Source organism: Dietzia sp. B32, assembly GCF_024732245.1.
Classification (GTDB): Bacteria; Actinomycetota; Actinomycetes; order Mycobacteriales; family Mycobacteriaceae; genus Dietzia.
The window spans coordinates 807105-824078 of the sequence record NZ_CP093845.1; the positions used below are offsets into that span (position 1 = coordinate 807105).

The window sequence follows — 16974 nt, forward strand, 5'->3', positions numbered from 1 at the left end:
CGCCCGTGTCCCCCGTACGCCGCTGGACGGCCCTGCTCGTCCTCGTCCTTCCCGTTTTGCTGATCTCGATCGACATGTCGGTTCTCGGCATCGCCGTGCCGGCGCTGTCCGCCGATCTGCAGCCGACGTCCAACCAGCTGCTCTGGATCATCGACCTCTACTCGTTCCTGCTCGCCGGCCTGCTGATCTTCACCGGTTCGCTCGGGGACCGGATCGGTCGCAAGCGCATCCTCATGATCGGCGCACCGCTGTTCGGTGCCGCCTCCCTGGTCGCCGCCTTTGCCACCAGCCCGGAGATGCTGATCGTCGCCCGTGCACTGCTCGGCATCGGTGGCGCCACCCTCATGCCCTCCACACTCGGTCTGATCCGCGCGATCTTCCCGGACCGCACCGAGCGCCGCACCGCGATCGCCGTGTGGGCGACCGCGTTCTCCGGCGGCGCCGCCCTGGGCCCCGTCGTCGGCGGGTTACTGCTGGAGCATTTCTGGTGGGGCTCGGCGTTCCTCCTGAACGTGCCGGTGATCGTGCTGTTCCTCCTCTCCGCCCCGTTCCTGCTGCCCGAGGCGAAGGACCCGAACCCGGGACCGTTCGACCCGACCTCCGTGATCCTCTCGATCGTCGGCATGATCTCCCTGGTCTTCGCCCTCAAGACCGGTGTGAAGGGAGTCGATGCGGCGGTGCTCGCCGCCCTCGTCCTCGGTGTCGCCGCGCTGACCTGGTTCGTGTCCCGCCAGCGCCGCCGAGAGAACCCCATGATCGACGTCTCGCTCTTCGGGAACTTCGCGTTCACGTCGGCGGTGTCGATCAACGTGATCTCCGTGTTCGCGTTCATGGGGCTGATGTTCTTCCTCCCGCAGTACCTCATGCTCGTGCGCGGCATGGGTACGGCCGAGGCCGGCCTGTGGATGCTCCCGCTCGCGGTGGCCGCCGTCGTCGGCACTCTGCTGGCCCCCGCCCTGGCCCGGCTGGTCTCGGTGCGGACCGTGATCATGACGGGCCTGTCCCTCGTGATCGTCGGGTTCGTGATCGGCACCCGACTGGACACCGCCGAGACGATGCTCCTGTTCACGCTCCTGTCGGCCCTGTTCGGCATCGGCGTCGGCCTGGCCGAGACCCTCACGAATGACGTCATCCTCACCGCCGCCCCGAGCGACCGCGCCGGCGCCGCCGCAGCGATCTCGGAGACCGGCTACGAATTCGGTGGCGCGATGGGCACCGCCGTACTCGGCACAGCGGGGATGGCCGTCTATTCGAGCCGCGTGGTCGAGACCGCGTCCCTGCCCGGCATGGATGTCGACTCCGCGATCGCCGCCTCCCAGACCCTGGCCGGGGCCCACGAGATCGCGAGGACGCTGCCCGACGGGGGTATCAGCCTCCTCGAGATCGCGGACTCCGCCTTCCTGGCGGGCATGGACCTGGTGGCCGTGATCGGCATCGGCACGGCGGCGCTCACCCTGGCGTTGGCCTGGCGTGGCATGCGCTCGGAGTCGCGAGCGGCCCGGCCGCCGTCCGCGCCGGAACACGCCACCGCGTCCACCGCGTCCACCGCGTCCACCGCGTCCACCGCCGTTGCGGAGGTGCGCCGTGGCTGAGTCGCGCCGCGCACAGGTGCCGATCGAGCAGCGCCGCCGGGAACTCACCGAGACCGCGGTGACGGTGATGGCTCGGGACGGGGCGTGGGCGCTCACCACGCGGGCCCTGGCCAAGGCGGCCGGGGTGCCCCACGGGTCCGTGCACTACGCGTTCTCATCGAAGGACGAGCTGATGCGTTCGGTGCTGGGTCTGGACCTGACGCATCTGTCGGACCTGGTGCAGACGCAGCAGGACCGGCCGGTACACGGACGCGACGACGTGACGGCAGCCGTGGCCGAGCTCTTCGCGGCCTATGCGGATTCCGTCCTCGCCGATCCGACGACGGAGATCGCCTACTTCGAGTTGTCTCTGATGGCGGCCCGCGACGAGCAGCTGCGCGCTCTGTCCGTGCAGTCCCACCACGAGTACCGCCGGATCATCGTGACCCTGCTCAGCGATCTGGCCGAGCGTGCGGGCCTCCGGTGGGACGCCGACGTCGTGCTGGTGGCCGAACAGACCATGACGCTGATGTTCGGTGCAGCCCTGGGCTGGCTCGAGCAGCGAGACGACGCCCTGTTCCGGGCCGTGCTCGACGATGCCGCCGGCATGGTGGGCCGCCGACTCGTCTGAGCCCGAGTCGAACCAACCGTCCACGCGCCGCACCCGGTGCGCCGGGCTCCGCCCCCGGTGTCGGAACCACCACTCGGTGACGAGGATGACAAAGAGTACGACGACGACGAGGTCCTGCCTCGGCCGGCTCGACCCGCGATCGTGCCGGAGGACGTCCCCGGCAGTGGCCACGGCCGCGACCCCGAGGGACAGACCCATCACCGCCATCGCGCATCAGCCGATCTGCGGGATGAGCGGCGAGAACACCTCGGCGGAGATGCGCAGGGCCGGCCGTCGGCCAATCTGCCCGGTATCTCGACCGGTTACGCCGAGGCGGTCTCCTCCGCCGTGGCGGTCTCGGACCCCTCGGACTGCGGCACCGACGCGGGCCCCTCGGTCTGCGCGCTGTTGCGGACGAACCACACGCCGACCACGGTGATGAGCGAGATGCACGCGCCCAGCAACAGTGCGTTGTGGACGCCGGTCATCTGCGCGGCGACGTCGCCCAGGCCGGACTCGGCGCCGGAGACGATGCCCAGCGTCATGACGGTGATGAACAGCGCCGTACCCGCGGCGGCGGCGACCTGCTGCAGGGTGTTGAGCAGCGCCGAGCCGTGCGAGTACAGGTGCGGCGGCAGGGAGCCGAGCGCGGAGGTCATGAGGGGCGAGAACAGGAACGCCAGGCCCACGCTGAGCACGATGTGCCAGACGACGACCGTGACCAGCGAACTGTCGGCGGAGAAGAACGTGTACATCCCCCACAGGCCGGCGGACGCGAGGATGGAGCCGGGGATGATGAGCGGCCGGGGGCCGATCCGGTCGAACGCGCGGCCGACGAACCAGCCGAGCACGCCCATGATCAGGCCGCCGGGCAGCAGTGCCAGCCCGGAGTTCAGGGTGCTGGTGCCCACGACCTGCTGCATGTAGAGCGGCAGCAGGATGAGGGTGCCGAACAGCGACATCATCGAGATGAGCATGAGGGCCAGGCTCACGGTGAAGGTCGGGAACGCGAACGCCCGCACGTCGAGCAGCGCGTAGTCCTTGAGCGAGAGCTGGCGCCAGACGAACACGGCCAGGGCGACCACACCGATCGCCACGGGGATCCACGGCGAGATGAGGGCGTTGTCGCTGGCGGCCTCGCCGATCGAGCTGAGACCGAAGATGAGGCCGGCGAACCCGATCGCCGAGAGGACGCCGGAGAGGATGTCGAGCGGGATGCGCCGGGGCTCGGTGACGTTGCGGATCAGCACCGCTCCGGCCACGAGTGCCAGCACACCGATGGGCAGCACGGACCAGAACATCCAGCGCCAGCTGAGCACGTCCAGCACCAGGCCGCCCACGGTGGGTCCGATGGCCGGGGCGACGGCGATCACGATGGAGATGACGCCCATGGTGCGGCCGCGACGGTCGGCGGGAACCACGTTGAGCACGGTGGTCATGAGCAGCGGGATCATGATGGCGGTGCCGACCGCCTGGACGACCCGGCCGGCGACGAGCATGGGGAACACCATGGCCAGCGACGCCAGCAGGGTGCCCGCGGTGAACGTGCTCATCGCGATGACGAACACGGACCGCAGCGGCAGGCGCACGAGCAGCCACCCGGTGAACGGGATGACCACCGCCATCGTGAGCATGAACGCGGTGGTCAGCCACTGCGCGGTGGCGGCGGTGACCGCGAACTCGCCCATGAGCTCGGGCAGTGCCACGGACATGATGGTCTCGTTGAGGATCACCACGAACGCGGCGCCGACGAGCAGGGCGATGAGCCGCACGGTGGCGGCGGGCATCGGCGGGGAGGCCTGCGGGGCCCGGGCCGCCTGTGTGGAATGGGGGGTGGCGGAGACTTCAGACGTCACGGTCGTCCTCTGGGATTGCGGTGTGAGCAGAGAGCAGAATCCGGCGCCGGCGGAGCCGCGCACGGGAACCCTATGAAGCTACCGGAACCACGGTTCGGATGGCGGGTCAAGTGACCGGCGTTACCTCGGGGATGAGACGGGGGACGAGCCGAACGAGGACGACCATGGCGACGAGCTCGACGAGGGTCTGGGTGACGACGACGAGGGCTGCCAGATCGAACGCCGCGGGCAGTGCCAGGACCAGCGGGAGGACGACCAGGGAATTTCGGGTCGCGCCACTGAACGCGATCGCCCGCCTGCCCGGCACATCGAGGCCCGCCAGCCGCCCGGCCGCCATGCCCGCCGGCACCGTGACCATGACGAACGCCACATACACCGGGACCACCTGCACCAGCGCGCCGAGCCGCTCGCTGACCGCGCTGATCTGGGAGGCGACCACGAGAGCCAGCGTGGCGACCATGAGCGGGACCATCGCCGCGGCCGCGCCCTGCGCCACCGCCCTCGCGACGCGGGCACCCCGCCCGGCGAGATACTGCGTCAGCGCCGCGGCGCTGAGGGGCAGCGCGATGAGCAGCACGAACGCCTCGACGAATGGCTCAAGCTCCACCGCCGCAACCAATTCGGATCCGACGAACATCCACAGGTACAGCGGCAGTAGCGACATCTGGGCGAGCATGAGCAGCGGGGTCGCGGCCAGGAGCCGGTGCACGTCGGCTCCGGCGAGGCCGGCAAACACGAGGACGTAGTCGATACACGGGGTCAGCAGGACGAACAACACGCCCACCAGGAGCACCCGGTCGTGGTCGACGATCCGCGTCAGCAGCCAGACGATCGGCGGCACCAGCAGAAAGTTGACCGCGAGGATCGTGCCGAGGAAACGCCAGTCACGGAACGCCCCGCCGATGCGCGCGAACGGGATGCCGAGGAACGTCGCGTACAACAGCAGCGCGAGCACGGGCTGGATCGCGAGCCCCGCCGGGCGGGCCACCGCGGGCGCGAGCACCCCGACGACCCCGCCCACGAGGAGGCCCGCCAGGTAGAGCGACACCTGGTGCCGCTCCATCCACTCCACGCTCGCGCGCATGCTCCTCCTCACGCCGGCCGCCGGGTCCCCGCCGGTCAGATCAGGTCTACCCTGGCCGCGTGGAGACGCGCACACTGCCCGTGTACGAGGCGGGCGCGGTGGTGATGCCGTTCGTCATCACGGGCATGGCCGAGCGCGTGGACCGCGACACCGTGTGGAAGCCGCACTCGCACCCCACGCACGAGCTGCTGTGGAATCGCGCCGGGGCGTCGACCGCGACCATCGGCGCGCGCACCTGGACAATCACCCCGTCGATCGGTCTGTGGATCCCCGCGGGGGTCCTGCACTCGGCCACGGCCCCGGCAGGCACGTGGTACCGCACGGCCCACGTCGATACGCGGACCCGCTCTCCCCTGCCGGAAGAACCCGTGGCGGTGGAGGTGACCCCGCTGCTGACCCTGCTGCTCGAGCGCCTGGTCGACCAGACACTCCAACCGGGCTCGCGGGAGCTCACCGAGCAGATGGTGTTCGACCTGCTCGAGCCCTCACCGCACGCCCTGCTCGTGCAGCGCCCGGACTGCGCGCTGCTGCGCCCGATCGTCGACGCACTCGAGGTGAACCCCGGCGACACCCGCTCGCTCGGTGAGTGGGCGGCCCGGCTCGGGGTGAGCGAACGGACCGTCACCCGGACGTTCCGCGCCGAGACGGGGCTGAGCTTCGGTGCGTGGCAGGCGGCGCTGCGCGCGCAGCACGCCGCCGTGATGCTCGGCGGCGGGATGCCTGTCGACGAGGTCGCGGTGCGGGTCGGTTACAGCTCCGCCAGCGCGTTCGGCGCCGCGTTCCGCCGGACCACCGGCCTCACCCCGGGGCATTTCCGCGGGGCGGGCGACCCCGCCGGGGCCCACGCCGCCTCCGCCCTGTCCGAATCGCTATACCCGGCGTCCTGATCAAGCGATTGCGCCGCCCACCAGCCGGGTCGTAACGTCTTAGGCCAGCCTCACCTAACGCCGATGGTGGTGTCGGGTGGGCCGCCCTGTCGACCTTTTTGAGAGTGAGAGAGCCGCCCTGATGCGTTCTCGCGGTATTGCCTCTGTCCTGATCGCCTCCACGGCCGCGCTGGTGTTGACCGCGTGCGGGTCGTCGTCCGAGGCCGATTCCCCCGGCGGTGCCGCCGCGTCCGGCGACTCCGGGGCGTTCCCCGTCGTCGTCGAACACGCCCTCGGCACCACGACCATCGAGCAGGCACCCGAACGGGTGGCCACCGTCGCGTGGGCCAACCACGAGGTGCCGCTCGCCCTCGGCGTCGTGCCCGTGGGCATGGCCGCCGCGAACTTCGGCGACGACGACGGCGACGGCCTGCTCCCGTGGGTCGAGGAGAAGCTCGAGGAGCTGGGCGCCGAGACCCCGGTGCTGTTCGACGAGACCGACGGGATCGACTTCGAGGCCGTCGCCGACACCGACCCGGACGTCATCCTCGCCGCCTACTCGGGCCTGACGCAGGAGGACTACGACACGCTCAGCGAGATCGCGCCGGTCGTGGCCTACCCCGAGGAGGCGTGGGCCACCTCGTGGCGCGACGTCATCCGCTTCAACTCCCAGGGCCTCGGGATGCAGGCCGAGGGTGACGAGCTCATCGGACGGATCGAGGGCGAGATCGCCGAGGCGACCGCCGAGTACCCGCAGCTGGACGGCACCGCGACCATGTTCATGACGCACGTCGACCCCACCGACCTGTCCACGGTGAACTTCTACACCGCCGCCGACACCCGGGCCGCGTTCTTCGAGGATCTGGGCCTGGCCACCCCGAAGGCGGTGGCCGAGGCGTCGGCCGGCGGGAAGTTCTCGGGCAGCGTGAGCGCCGAGCAGCTCGACATGTTCGACGACGTCGAGCTCATCGTCACCTACGGCGACCAGTCGCTGGTCGACACGCTGCGCGCGGACCCGCTGCTGTCGCAGATGCCGGCCGTGAAGAACGACGCGATCGTGTTCCTGGACGGCAACGGCCCCATGGGCACTGCGGCCAACCCCACGCCGCTGGCCATCTCGTGGGTGCTCGACGACTACGTCGCGCAGCTCGCGGAGGCCGCCGGCAGGTGACCGCCGACCCGGCCACGGCCCCGGACGCAGCCCCCGCGTCGGGCGTCGCGAGGTCAGCCGTCCAGGCCGTGCGACGCCCGGCGCGCGTGCGTCTGCTGTGGCTCACGGTGACGATCGCGGTCCTCGTCGTCGTCGTCATCGCCTCGGTCACCATCGGCTCCCGCACCGTCTCCCCCGACGAGATCGTCGCGGCGCTGGGCGGCTCCACCGACGGCCTGGGCGAGGCCGCGGTGACCAAACGCGTCTGGCGCACCGTCCTCGCCGTGCTCGTGGGCGCGGCCCTGGGCGTGGCCGGCGCGGTGATGCAGGGCGTGACCCGCAACCCGCTCGCCGACCCCGGGATCCTCGGCGTGACCATGGGCGCCTCGCTCGCGGTGGTCGTGGGTATCGCGTGGTTCGGACTGTGGAGCTTCACCGGCTACATCTGGACCGCGATCGCCGGCGCCGCCGTCACCGCCGTGTTCGTCTACGTCGTGGGCTCGCTCGGCCGAGGCGGCGCGACACCCCTCAAGCTCGCGCTGGCGGGGGCGGCCACCTCGGCGGCGGCGTCGTCGTTCATCAGCGCGGTGGTGCTGCCGCGCGGGGACATCGCCGGCGGCGTGCGGTCCTGGCAGATCGGCGGCGTCGGTGGGGCGAGCCTCGAACCCATCGAGCAGGTGCTGCCGTTCCTCGCCGTGGGCGCACTGATCTGCTTCCTCGCCGCCCGGCCGCTCAACTCGCTCGCGCTGGGCGACGACCTGGCCGCCGGGCTCGGTGAGCACGTGCTCGCCACCCGCGCCGTGGCCTCCCTCGGTGCGGTCCTGCTGTGCGGCGCCGCGACCGCGGTGGCCGGGCCCATCGCCTTCGTCGGCCTCATCGTCCCCCACGCCTGCCGGCTGCTCGTCGGCGTGGACCACCGCTGGCTGCTGCCGTTCTCCGCGCTCACCGGCGCCGTGCTCGTCACCGCCTCCGACGTCCTCGGCCGGATCGTCGCCCGGCCCGCCGAGATCGACGTGGGCATCATCACCGCACTGGTGGGGGCGCCGTTCCTCATCGCGATCGTGCGCCGGCAGAAAGTCAGGGAGCTGTGACCGCCGTCGTGGGTCGCGGCGCGCGGGCTCTCGCCCCCGTGCACTCGTCCGCCGCCGAGGTGGTGGCCGCGGGCCGGCGTGCCCGCGGTCGCCGGCGTCGGCTGGTGATGGGCCTGCTCGTCGTGGCGGCCGTCGGCCTGGTCGCTGCCTCCCTCATGGTGGGCAAGACCTTCTACTCCCCCGCCGAGGTACTTGGCGTGATCCTCGGCCACGACGTCGACGGGGCGACCTTCACCGTCGGACGCCTCCGGCTGCCCCGCGCGGTGCTGGCCGTGCTCACCGGCGCGTGCTTCGGGCTGGGCGGCATGACGTTCCAGACCATGCTGCGCAACCCCCTGGCCTCCCCGGACATCATCGGCATCAGCTCCGGCGCGAGCGCCGCAGCCGCCTTCGCGATCGTCGTGCTGGGCCTGGGCGGCGCGCAGGTGTCGGCGTTCGCGATCGTCGCCGGCATCGCGGTGGCACTGGGGATCTACGGGCTCGCCTACCGCGGCGGCGTGGCCGGCACGCGGCTGGTGCTCATCGGCATCGGGATCGCCGCCACCCTCAACGCGGTCACCGACTACATCCTCAAGACCGCCCCGCAGTGGGAACTGCAGGAGGCCATGCGGTGGCTCACCGGCAGCCTCAACGGCGCGTCGTGGGAGCAGGTCCGGCCCGTGCTGGCCGCGACCGTGGTGTTGGCGCCCGTGCTGTTGCTGCTCGCGCGCGACCTGGGGCTGCTGCGGCTCGGCGATGACACCGCCTCCGCGCTGGGGGTGCGCACCGAACGCACCCGGATCGTGCTCATCATCGCCGCCGTTGGCCTGATCGCCTTCGCCACAGCGGCTGCCGGACCCATCGCCTTCGTCGCGTTCCTCGCCGGCCCCATCGCCGCGCGGCTGGTCGGTCCACACGGCTCGCCGCTCATCCCGGCCGCGCTGGTCGGCGTGGTGCTGGTGCTGGCCGCCGACCTGGTGGGCCAGTACGCGTTCGGCTCCCGCTACCCCGTCGGCGTGATCACCGGGGCCCTGGGCGCCCCGTACCTCGTCTACCTCATCGCCCGCACCAACCGCACCGGAGGCTCACTGTGACCGCCGACCACTCGCTCGAGGCCACCGGGTTGGACCTGGGCTACCGGGACCGCGCCGTCATCCGCGACCTGGACCTGCAGGTGCCGCCGGGGACGATCACCGCGATCGTCGGCGCCAACGCGTGCGGCAAGTCCACCCTGCTGCGCTCGATGTCCCGACTACTGCGGCCCCGCGGCGGGCAGGTGCTCCTCGACGGCGAGCAGGTCCACCACATCCCCGCCAAGAAACTCGCCCGCACCCTGGGGCTGCTCCCCCAGTCGCCGATCGCGCCCGAGGGCATCACCGTCTCCGACCTGGTGGGGCGCGGTCGGAACCCGCACCAGGGGATCTTGTCGAGGTGGTCGAGGGACGACGACGAGGCCGTGGCCGCAGCCCTCGAGGCGACCGACACCCTCGAGCTGGCCGACCGGGCGGTGGACGAGCTGTCGGGCGGTCAGCGCCAGCGCGTGTGGATCGCCATGGCCCTGGCCCAGAACACCGACCTGCTCCTGCTCGACGAGCCCACCACGTTCCTCGACGTGGCGCACCAGGTGGAGGTGCTGGACCTGCTGGTGGACCTCAACCGCGACCGCGGCACGACCATCGTCATGGTGCTGCACGACCTCAACCTCGCCGCCCGCTACGCCGACCACCTGGTCGCGCTGGCCGACGGCCGCGTGCACTGCAGCGGTGCGCCCGACGAGGTGCTCACGCCGGAGATGGTGCGCGCGGTGTTCGGGCTCGACGCGGTCGTGATCGAGGACCCGACCTCGAGCCGGCCGCTCATGCTGCCGCTCGGGAGGCACGGGGTGAGGGGCGCTGCGGGCGCAGCCGGGCCGGGCCGGGCCGCGCCGCAGCCCTCAGAGCTCCGGCAGCCGGTCGGCGCCCCAACTGCCGTGGATCAGGTCGGTCACCCGCGAGATCTCCTCGGCCGTGACCGATGCGGTCTCGCCGGGTTCGAGGGTGTCGAAGTGGAAGATGTACAGCCGCGAGACGAACTCCTCGAACGGCAGTGACGACTCACCGAACCGCTCGCCGCTCCCGGCGGTGCTCACCACTACGCCGTTGCCCCAGTCCTGCCCGCTGTCGTTGTTGGGGTTGAAGAAGTAGACGCGCATGGTCTCGTCCGGGTCCAGCGCGACCCGCAGGATCGTGATGGCGTGCCACCCCACGAACCTCGCGGAGGAATCGGTGACGGCCACGCCCGCGGGCTGCGGGTGGATCAGCGGCTGATTGCCGTTGTGGAAAGGGTGGTAGCTGCCGTAGAAGTGGCGCAGGAAGTCCTCGAGCCCGGTCAGCCTGCCGGTCTCCACGTCCACGTTGATGCGGAAGCCCCGGGCCGACCACCAGCCGTGGAACTCGGGGTTGACCCACCGGTGGGGGTCGCCCGGGCGGTCCGCACACTGCCGACCCATCTCGGCGTAGATCCGGTCCAGGTGCGGCACCACGAGCAGCGAGACGGGGTCCAGGTCCACGGGCAGCGTGGTGGCCAGGCCCGCGTCGAGTTCGCGGGAGGAGATCGGCCGCCCCTCGAAGTGCATGACCACCTCGTTGTCCCGCGCGGCCCACGCGATGATCTGCAGCAGGTAGTCGGGGTCGTTGTACGCCCAGATCGACAACGCCCGGGCGGACTGGCAGGTGGGGTTGTCGCCCTGGCCCACGCCCAGCGGCTGGCCGAGCATCGACATGGTCCCGGCGAGCAGCCACACGCGCCCCTCGTGGGCGGGGCCGCAGGAGAGTGCGAGCCGCTCGGCCGCGTAGTCGGACAACGGAAGTGCCGACAGCCGCCACAGCGCCGGCGCGACGGGCGGCTGGAAGAGGATCCCCCGCTCGAGCAGCAGCGCCAGCCCGTACACGGATTGCGCGGTCTCGGGGTGGACGGCCGCGTCGATGAGGGCGTCGACGAGAGCGTGGAAGCAGAGCAGGCTCTCGCGCCCCGTGCTGGACAGTCCCAGCGCCTCGCTGAGCAGGAAGCTGCCCTTCTCCCGGAGGAACCGGACCAACACCGGGTGGTACGGGGAGACGAGCCCGGTGTCGTGCATGGACCGGGCGAACCCGGTCGCCTCGTACTGCAGCGAACCCTCGTCCATCGACTCCAGCCGGGAGAGGTAGACCTCCACCCCGGGATCCTCACGGCTCGCGTCGGTGGTGCCGTAGATGCTGCTGATCAGCCGGTCGATGCCCACGCCGCCGCCGCTGGTGTCGACCTGCGGGTCCCGGCGCGCGATCGCGATCTGGGTGATGGTGTGTTTGATCTGGTCCACCTGGATGGGGCGTTGCCGCAGGATGCGCCAGATCTCCTCGACCAGTTGGTCGAGCACGCCGTCGAGGCCGATCTCCGCGGCGATGTGCGCCAGCGCGGCGCGGGTGACCGTCGCCATGCGGCCCTGCTGGCTGCGCTCGGCCTCGGTGGCGACGGTGAACAGCAATGAGGCGTTGACGGCGAGGACCTCGGTGAGGTGCTGCCGCGCCTGCTCGGGTGTCACCTCCGGGTGCTCGTACTCGCCCAGCGCCACGGCGACGAGCCGCAGGTCGCTGACGATCTCGATGACGACCTTGTCGGAGTCGGGACTACGGAGCGTGCCCGCACTCAGTGCGGGGATCAGCGACGCCGGCGACGCCCAGTCGGTGCCGTCGAAGAAGCCGGCGGCCTCGAGGTCGTGCGCCATCGACTGCACGGCCCGCGCTCCCCCGCCCCGGAGAAGCACCAGACGCACGCCGTCCAACACCCGTCGCAGTCGCGACGCCTTGGCCACGTCGCCGGCCTCGGCGAGCGATCGGGCGGCGTCGACGAGCGAGGCCACCCGCTTGTCGAGCACTCGCGCCGCGTCGGGCTCGTCGTCTCCCACTGGTCCACTCTCCGTCCTTCGCGGCGGCGTCTGCCACGTCGCCCGACCTCTGACCACGTCCGCTCGCCGGTACCGTACCCGCGCGGGCACCCGGCCGAGGCGTCACACGTAGAAGTCGAGGTCCTCCTGGCGCCGCAGCACCGAGCGCATCTCGTAGGCGTCGTCGCCGTGGAAGTAGACCAGGCCCCAGTGGGTGCCGAAGGCGGTGCGTTTGGTGACGGTCTCCTCTACGGGTGCGGTGAGCTCGTGGGATTCGAAGTACTCGTGGTCCTCCGTCTCCTCGGGGATCGCGAGCGTGGAGACCACCCGACGCCGCGGGTAGACCCCGAAGCAGCCCGCGTGCCCGGACGCGTCGACCACCTCGCGGGGGAAGAACGCCTCGATCTCCTCCTCGGTGGTCCTGGGGTCGAACGCCAACACGAGGCCCTGGTAGGCGTTGAACCCGTAGACGCGCTCGAGCAGCTCGAAGACCTTGAACCCCGGCGGCCGGTAGGCCACCTCGCCGAAGTACATCTCGCCGTCGCTGGTGACGAAGTACTCGGGGTGCACGAACCCGAACTTGATGTCGAAGGTCTTGATGAGCTTCTCGATCTGCCGGGTGATCTCGGGCCTGTACTTCTCCAGCTCGGGCGAGGCGGGGACGAACACCGAGTACCCGAGCGTCACGTACTCGGAGATGTTGAGGAAGACGATCTTCCCGTTGTGGATCCAGGCCTCCACGGCGAACTCCCAGCCGTCGAGGTGGGACTCCATGAGCACCGGGAACTCTTCGTCGGGGATCGTGTCGACCTCGTCGGGCGTGCGGATGACGCGGTGGCCGAGGCAGCCGGCCTTGTCGAACGCCTTGAGGTGGATGGGGTCGTTGGGGTCGCCGTCGAGCTTGAGCAGCGTCTGGTTGACGCGCTTGAGGAACCGGATGACGTCGTCCCGCTCGTGCGCCTCCTCGAAGATCCCCACTCGGATGCCGCCGAGCTGCGCGCGACGCTTCATCAGGGCCTTGTCGCGCAGCAGCAGCGACTGCCCGTACAGCGTCGGGTTGTCCATGAGCATGGAGTTGATGGCGCCCGCCCACTCGACGGTCTCCTCGAACAGCGGTATCGCCACGTCCACGCCCATGTCGCGGAGCGTCTCGGCGATCTCCATCGAGCGGTCGTTGAGGCGCTCGAAGTCCCACGGGACGAACGGGATCTGGTGCTCGCGGCAGTAGTCGGCCGCCCAGATCGGGGCCACCACCACGTAGCGCCGGTCGAAGCGGCTGAGCGCGTCGACGGCGTTGGGCACCCAGCCGAGCAACGCCACGTAGCCCTTGTCCGGGTCGCGCAGGCGCTCGTGGGGGTCCTGCACGGGATGGGCGGCCGTGTCCACGGCTGCGTCGGTGGCGAGTGCGGTGGGAGTCTGCAAAACCGGTGGTCTCCTCGGTTGGTGATGGGCGGCGGGTGACGCGCGGGGGTCGTGGGCCACAAACGTACCCAAGTGGGGCGCTCGCGCAACTGGTCGCGAATCACCGAACCCCGGGGCTCGCGGCGGCGTGCTCCCTAGGCTTGCGGCGAGAGGTCGACCGCCCTGGCGGGACCCGATTGCGAGGAGAGCGACATGAACCTTCAGGAGACCATCGAGGCCGTCGGCGAGGTGATCGATGCGCTCGGGGTGGCCGCGATCGTCATCGGCATCCTGGCGGCCACGCTCATCGCCACGTGGCGTCTGCTCAGCCGACAGCCGGACACCTACCGGCATTTCCGCCGGTTTCTCGGCAGGTCGATCCTGCTCGGGCTGGAGATCCTCGTGGCGGCGGACATCATCAAGACGGTCGCGGTCACCCCGACGCTCGAGAGCGTGGCGGTGCTGGCCGCGATCGTCGTGATCAGGACCTTCCTCAGCTGGTCGCTGGAGCTGGAGATCTCGGGCCGCTGGCCGTGGCAGAAGTCGCGGACACCGGAGCCCGCGCCGCGCGACGCCGCCGTGTCGCCGGGGCCGTCCGACCAGGGTCACCGCGGGGAGTGAGGGGCGACGACGACGACAACGACAACGACGACGAGGCGTTCACCGGCCGTCCGGGGCCCGCTCACCGCACGGTCAGCGCCCGCCTCTCCGCGACGGCGGCGAGGCGGTCCTCGTACTCCCCGGCCAGCTGGTCGACGATTCCGGCGACCGGGTCGATCGCGCGGATGGACTGCAGCCCCTGGCCGGCCGCCCACAGGTCCTTCCACCTCTTGATGCCCTCGTCGCCGGAGGTGTAGTCGCGGTCGGCGAGCAGTGGTCGCAGGTCGTCGGGGTCCATCCCGTTGGCCACCAGGCTGGGTCGCAGCCACGACGCCGGGGTCCCGGTGATGGCGTTGCTGACGATGAGATCATCCGGGCCGTGGTCCACGACCATCTGCTTGTACGGCTGCTGCGCGTGACTCTCCTGCGCCGCGAGGAAGCGGGTGCCCATGTAGACCAGGTCGGCGCCCGCCGCGACGGCTCCGGCCACCCCGGCGCCGTCGGCGATCCCGCCGCCGATGATCACCAGTCCGTCGAAAAACTCGCGGACGGCGGAGATGAACGCGAACGGGGACATGTGGCCGGTGTGCCCGCCGGCGCCGGCGGAGATGCAGGCCATGCCGTCGACGCCGGCCTCGGCCGCCTTGTGCGCCAGGGACATGTTCACGACGTCGGCGACCACGATGCCGCCGTAGCCGTGGACCACCTCCATGACCGGGCGCGGTGACCCGAGGGCGGTGATGACGATGGGCGGCTGGTACTCGGCCACCAGTCGCAGGTCGTCGGCGAGGCGGCGGTTGCTGCGGTGGGTGACGAGGTTGACGGCCCACGGCGCCGCGGCGGGGCCGGCGTCCTGAAGCTGGTCGGTGATCTCGCGGAACCACCGGTCGAGCTCGTCGACCGTGCGGCAGTTCTGGGTGGGGAACGAGCCGATCACGCCGGCCCGACAGGCCGCCACCACGAGTTCCGGTCCGGAGACGAGGAACATCGGCGCGGCGACCACGGGGATCCGCAGCCGGGACAGCAGCTCCGCGTGCTCGCTCTCCGCGTGCTCGCTCTCCACGTGCACTGCCCGGCTCACTTCGATTCGCCGCTCACGGCGACGGGCTGGCGGCGCAGGTCGCGCTTGAGCAGTTTGCCCACGGCGTTGCGGGGCAGCTCGGGGCGCACCTCGAGTCGCTCGGGCAGTTGATACGAGCCGATCCTGCGGTCCCGCAGGAATGACACCAGCTCCTCGAGCGTGAGGCTCTGCCCTTCGCGCAGCGCGACGACGGCGGCGACCCGCTCCCCCAGGACCTCATCGCGGTCGCCGATCACGGCGACCTCGGCGACGGCCGGGTGCTCGGCGATCATGGCCTCCAGCGCCACGGGGGCGATGTTCATGCCGCCGCGGATGATGAGGTCCTTGTTGCGGTCGACGTACTCGAGGAACCGCCCGTCCTCGCCGGCGATCTCGAACACGTCTCCGGTGCACAGGCGACCCTGCTCGTCGAAGGGGCTCGAGAGGTTCTCGCCGTCGAGGTAGCCGGCGAACACGGTGGGCCCGTCGATGCGCAGCTCGCCCGGGACGCCCGCGGTGGTGATGTCCTCCCCCGTCTCGAGGTCCACCAGGTGCACGCCCACGCGGTCGCCCAGGAACACCTCCCACTCCACGCCCGGCGCGCCGTGGCGCGGGAAGAAGCGGGCCCGCTCGTCGGGGTTCGGGAAGTCCTCGGGCAGCGACTGCAGGGCCAGGCCCTCGTTGGAGCCGAAGTTGTTGATCACGCTGAGGCCGAACCGGTCCTGCCAGCCGCGCACCATGGCCGGCTGCAGCGGCGCCGAGCCGGAGCCGAGCTGTTCGAGGCTGGACAGGTCGACCTTGGCCAGCAGTGCGTCGTTGTTGAGCAGCATCCACAGCAGCGCCGGCGGGGCCAGCGTGTAGGTGACGCGCTCGCCTGCGATCTGCGCGAAGAAGGTGGGCGCGTCGAACGGGTGGTGCTGGACCAGCAGGCTGCCGGTGAACAGCCAGGGCAGGAACATGCCGCTGATCCCGGCCATGTTGATCATGGGGAACGGGTTGAGCAGGACGCTGTCCACGGTGACCTTGGGCCCGGAGGTGGTGCCGTCGCCGATGGACACCCACTCGTAGTCGGCGCGCGGGACGCCCTTGGGCTCGCCCTCGGTGCCGGAGGTCCAGCACAGGGTGACGCAGTGGTTGGGGTCGTGGGAGTGCTCGGCGCGCCATGCCTCGACGCGGGCGCGGTCCGCGTCGCTCGCGGGGCCGGAGACGATGTGGGCGTCGGCGACCTCACCGGCCTCGGAGGCGGCGCCGACGGTGAGCACGACCGGCTGCGGGGACATGGCCGAGCGGGCGGCGATCGACTCCGCGGCGGGGCTGCGGTCCTGGAAACGGCTGGTCGTGAGGATCGCCCGGAAGCCGGCCTTGCGGCCCATGGTGCTCAGTTCGTACTCGCGGTACTGCATCGCCAACGGGGAGGCGACCGCCCCGATCGCCCAGGTGGCCAGCAGGGCCTCGGCCAGCTCCACCGAGTTGGGCATCTGGATCCCCACGACGTCACCCGCGCGCACCCCGTGCTCCAGCAGACGGGCCGCCAGGTGCACCACCTCGTCGTCGACCTCGTTCCAGGTGAGCCGCCGCGGCGGCGAACCCACCAGGGACTCGCGGTTGAGGGGGTCGACCACGGCCACGGCGTCGCCGCGCTCGGCGACCCGGGCGAGGAACTCGCCGTACAGGGTGCGGTCGTCCCACCAGCCGCGGGCGCGGTAGTCGGCCACGCGCTCGGGTGAGTGCATCCCCTCGGTGAACTGGACCATCTGTCTGTCTCCTTGAATCGGACGTGCGTGGATGGGGGGTGGAACCGGTGC

13 protein-coding genes and 1 pseudogene are annotated in these 16974 nt (G+C 71.1%); 8 read left to right on the plus strand and 6 right to left on the minus strand.

The features are described from left to right. Positions 1–5 precede the first annotated feature (5 nt). Together L8M95_RS03875 and L8M95_RS03880 are read left to right on the plus strand one after the other, a co-directional pair. The gene (locus tag L8M95_RS03875; RefSeq protein ID WP_260488112.1) at positions 6–1592 is read left to right on the plus strand and encodes an MFS transporter; all 1587 of its coding nucleotides are present in this window, start codon (positions 6–8) and stop codon (positions 1590–1592) included. Next, positions 1585–2202, plus strand: a complete 618-nt coding sequence (locus L8M95_RS03880; RefSeq protein WP_260488114.1) for a TetR/AcrR family transcriptional regulator — start codon at positions 1585–1587, stop codon at positions 2200–2202. Before L8M95_RS03875 ends, L8M95_RS03880 begins: the two co-directional genes overlap by 8 nt. A gap of 302 nt (positions 2203–2504) precedes the next feature. Here the strand turns inward: L8M95_RS03880 and L8M95_RS03885 are convergent, their stop codons facing one another. After that, positions 2505–3968 (minus strand): MDR family MFS transporter, encoded by a 1464-nt coding sequence (locus L8M95_RS03885; RefSeq protein ID WP_260489149.1) that lies wholly within the window; start codon positions 3966–3968, stop codon positions 2505–2507. Positions 3969–4143: 175 nt separating this feature from the next. Beyond that, on the minus strand, positions 4144–5121 hold the full coding sequence (locus L8M95_RS03890) for an arsenic resistance protein (protein WP_260488116.1): 978 nt from the start codon (positions 5119–5121) through the stop codon (positions 4144–4146). A gap of 59 nt (positions 5122–5180) precedes the next feature. Here L8M95_RS03890 and L8M95_RS03895 point away from each other — a divergent pair, with 59 nt between their 5' ends. The 5 genes and pseudogenes from L8M95_RS03895 to L8M95_RS03915 all read left to right on the plus strand — a co-directional run. Next, positions 5181–6008: an AraC family transcriptional regulator gene (locus tag L8M95_RS03895; RefSeq protein WP_260488118.1), complete on the plus strand. Its 828-nt coding sequence runs from the start codon at positions 5181–5183 to the stop codon at positions 6006–6008. Between the two features lie 121 nt (positions 6009–6129). After that, on the plus strand, positions 6130–7158 hold the full coding sequence (locus L8M95_RS03900; RefSeq protein ID WP_260488119.1) for an iron-siderophore ABC transporter substrate-binding protein: 1029 nt from the start codon (positions 6130–6132) through the stop codon (positions 7156–7158). A 92-nt stretch (positions 7159–7250) separates the two neighbouring features. Beyond that, positions 7251–8228 (plus strand): FecCD family ABC transporter permease, encoded by a 978-nt coding sequence (locus L8M95_RS03905; protein WP_396119741.1) that lies wholly within the window; start codon positions 7251–7253, stop codon positions 8226–8228. A gap of 38 nt (positions 8229–8266) precedes the next feature. Further along, positions 8267–9301 carry an iron chelate uptake ABC transporter family permease subunit gene (locus L8M95_RS03910; protein WP_260489151.1) on the plus strand — a complete coding sequence of 345 codons (1035 nt, stop codon included), beginning with the start codon at positions 8267–8269 and terminating at the stop codon, positions 9299–9301. Beyond that, positions 9298–10092 (plus strand): annotated as a pseudogene (locus L8M95_RS03915) (ABC transporter ATP-binding protein); the annotation flags it as partial. The gene L8M95_RS03910 and the pseudogene L8M95_RS03915, both read left to right, overlap by 4 nt. Before the next feature lie 48 nt (positions 10093–10140). On the opposite strand, the gene L8M95_RS03920 reads toward L8M95_RS03915, so the two are convergent. Together L8M95_RS03920 and L8M95_RS03925 are read right to left on the minus strand one after the other, a co-directional pair. Next, a complete protein-coding gene (locus L8M95_RS03920; RefSeq protein ID WP_260488121.1) occupies positions 10141–12129 on the minus strand; it encodes a hypothetical protein in 1989 nt (662 codons plus the stop codon). Between the two features lie 102 nt (positions 12130–12231). After that, positions 12232–13530 carry an acetyl-CoA carboxylase biotin carboxylase subunit family protein gene (locus tag L8M95_RS03925; protein WP_396119405.1) on the minus strand — a complete coding sequence of 433 codons (1299 nt, stop codon included), beginning with the start codon at positions 13528–13530 and terminating at the stop codon, positions 12232–12234. A 192-nt stretch (positions 13531–13722) separates the two neighbouring features. Here L8M95_RS03925 and L8M95_RS03930 point away from each other — a divergent pair, with 192 nt between their 5' ends. Continuing rightward, positions 13723–14130 (plus strand): DUF1622 domain-containing protein, encoded by a 408-nt coding sequence (locus L8M95_RS03930; protein ID WP_260488123.1) that lies wholly within the window; start codon positions 13723–13725, stop codon positions 14128–14130. A gap of 61 nt (positions 14131–14191) precedes the next feature. Here the strand turns inward: L8M95_RS03930 and L8M95_RS03935 are convergent, their stop codons facing one another. Both L8M95_RS03935 and L8M95_RS03940 read right to left on the minus strand, forming a co-directional pair. After that, on the minus strand, positions 14192–15190 hold the full coding sequence (locus L8M95_RS03935; RefSeq protein WP_260488124.1) for a nitronate monooxygenase family protein: 999 nt from the start codon (positions 15188–15190) through the stop codon (positions 14192–14194). Next, on the minus strand, positions 15187–16923 hold the full coding sequence (locus L8M95_RS03940) for a class I adenylate-forming enzyme family protein (RefSeq protein ID WP_260488125.1): 1737 nt from the start codon (positions 16921–16923) through the stop codon (positions 15187–15189). Before L8M95_RS03940 ends, L8M95_RS03935 begins: the two co-directional genes overlap by 4 nt. Positions 16924–16974: the final 51 nt, after the last annotated feature.

Coding starts and splice junctions, on each gene's coding strand:
- L8M95_RS03900 (WP_260488119.1), top strand. CDS start 6,130: ATGCGTTCTCGCGGTATTGCCTCTGTCCTGATCGCCTCCACGGCCGCG.
- L8M95_RS03885 (WP_260489149.1), bottom strand. CDS start 3,968: ATGCCCGCCGCCACCGTGCGGCTCATCGCCCTGCTCGTCGGCGCCGCG.
- L8M95_RS03890 (WP_260488116.1), bottom strand. CDS start 5,121: ATGCGCGCGAGCGTGGAGTGGATGGAGCGGCACCAGGTGTCGCTCTAC.
- L8M95_RS03940 (WP_260488125.1), bottom strand. CDS start 16,923: ATGGTCCAGTTCACCGAGGGGATGCACTCACCCGAGCGCGTGGCCGAC.
- L8M95_RS03930 (WP_260488123.1), top strand. CDS start 13,723: ATGAACCTTCAGGAGACCATCGAGGCCGTCGGCGAGGTGATCGATGCG.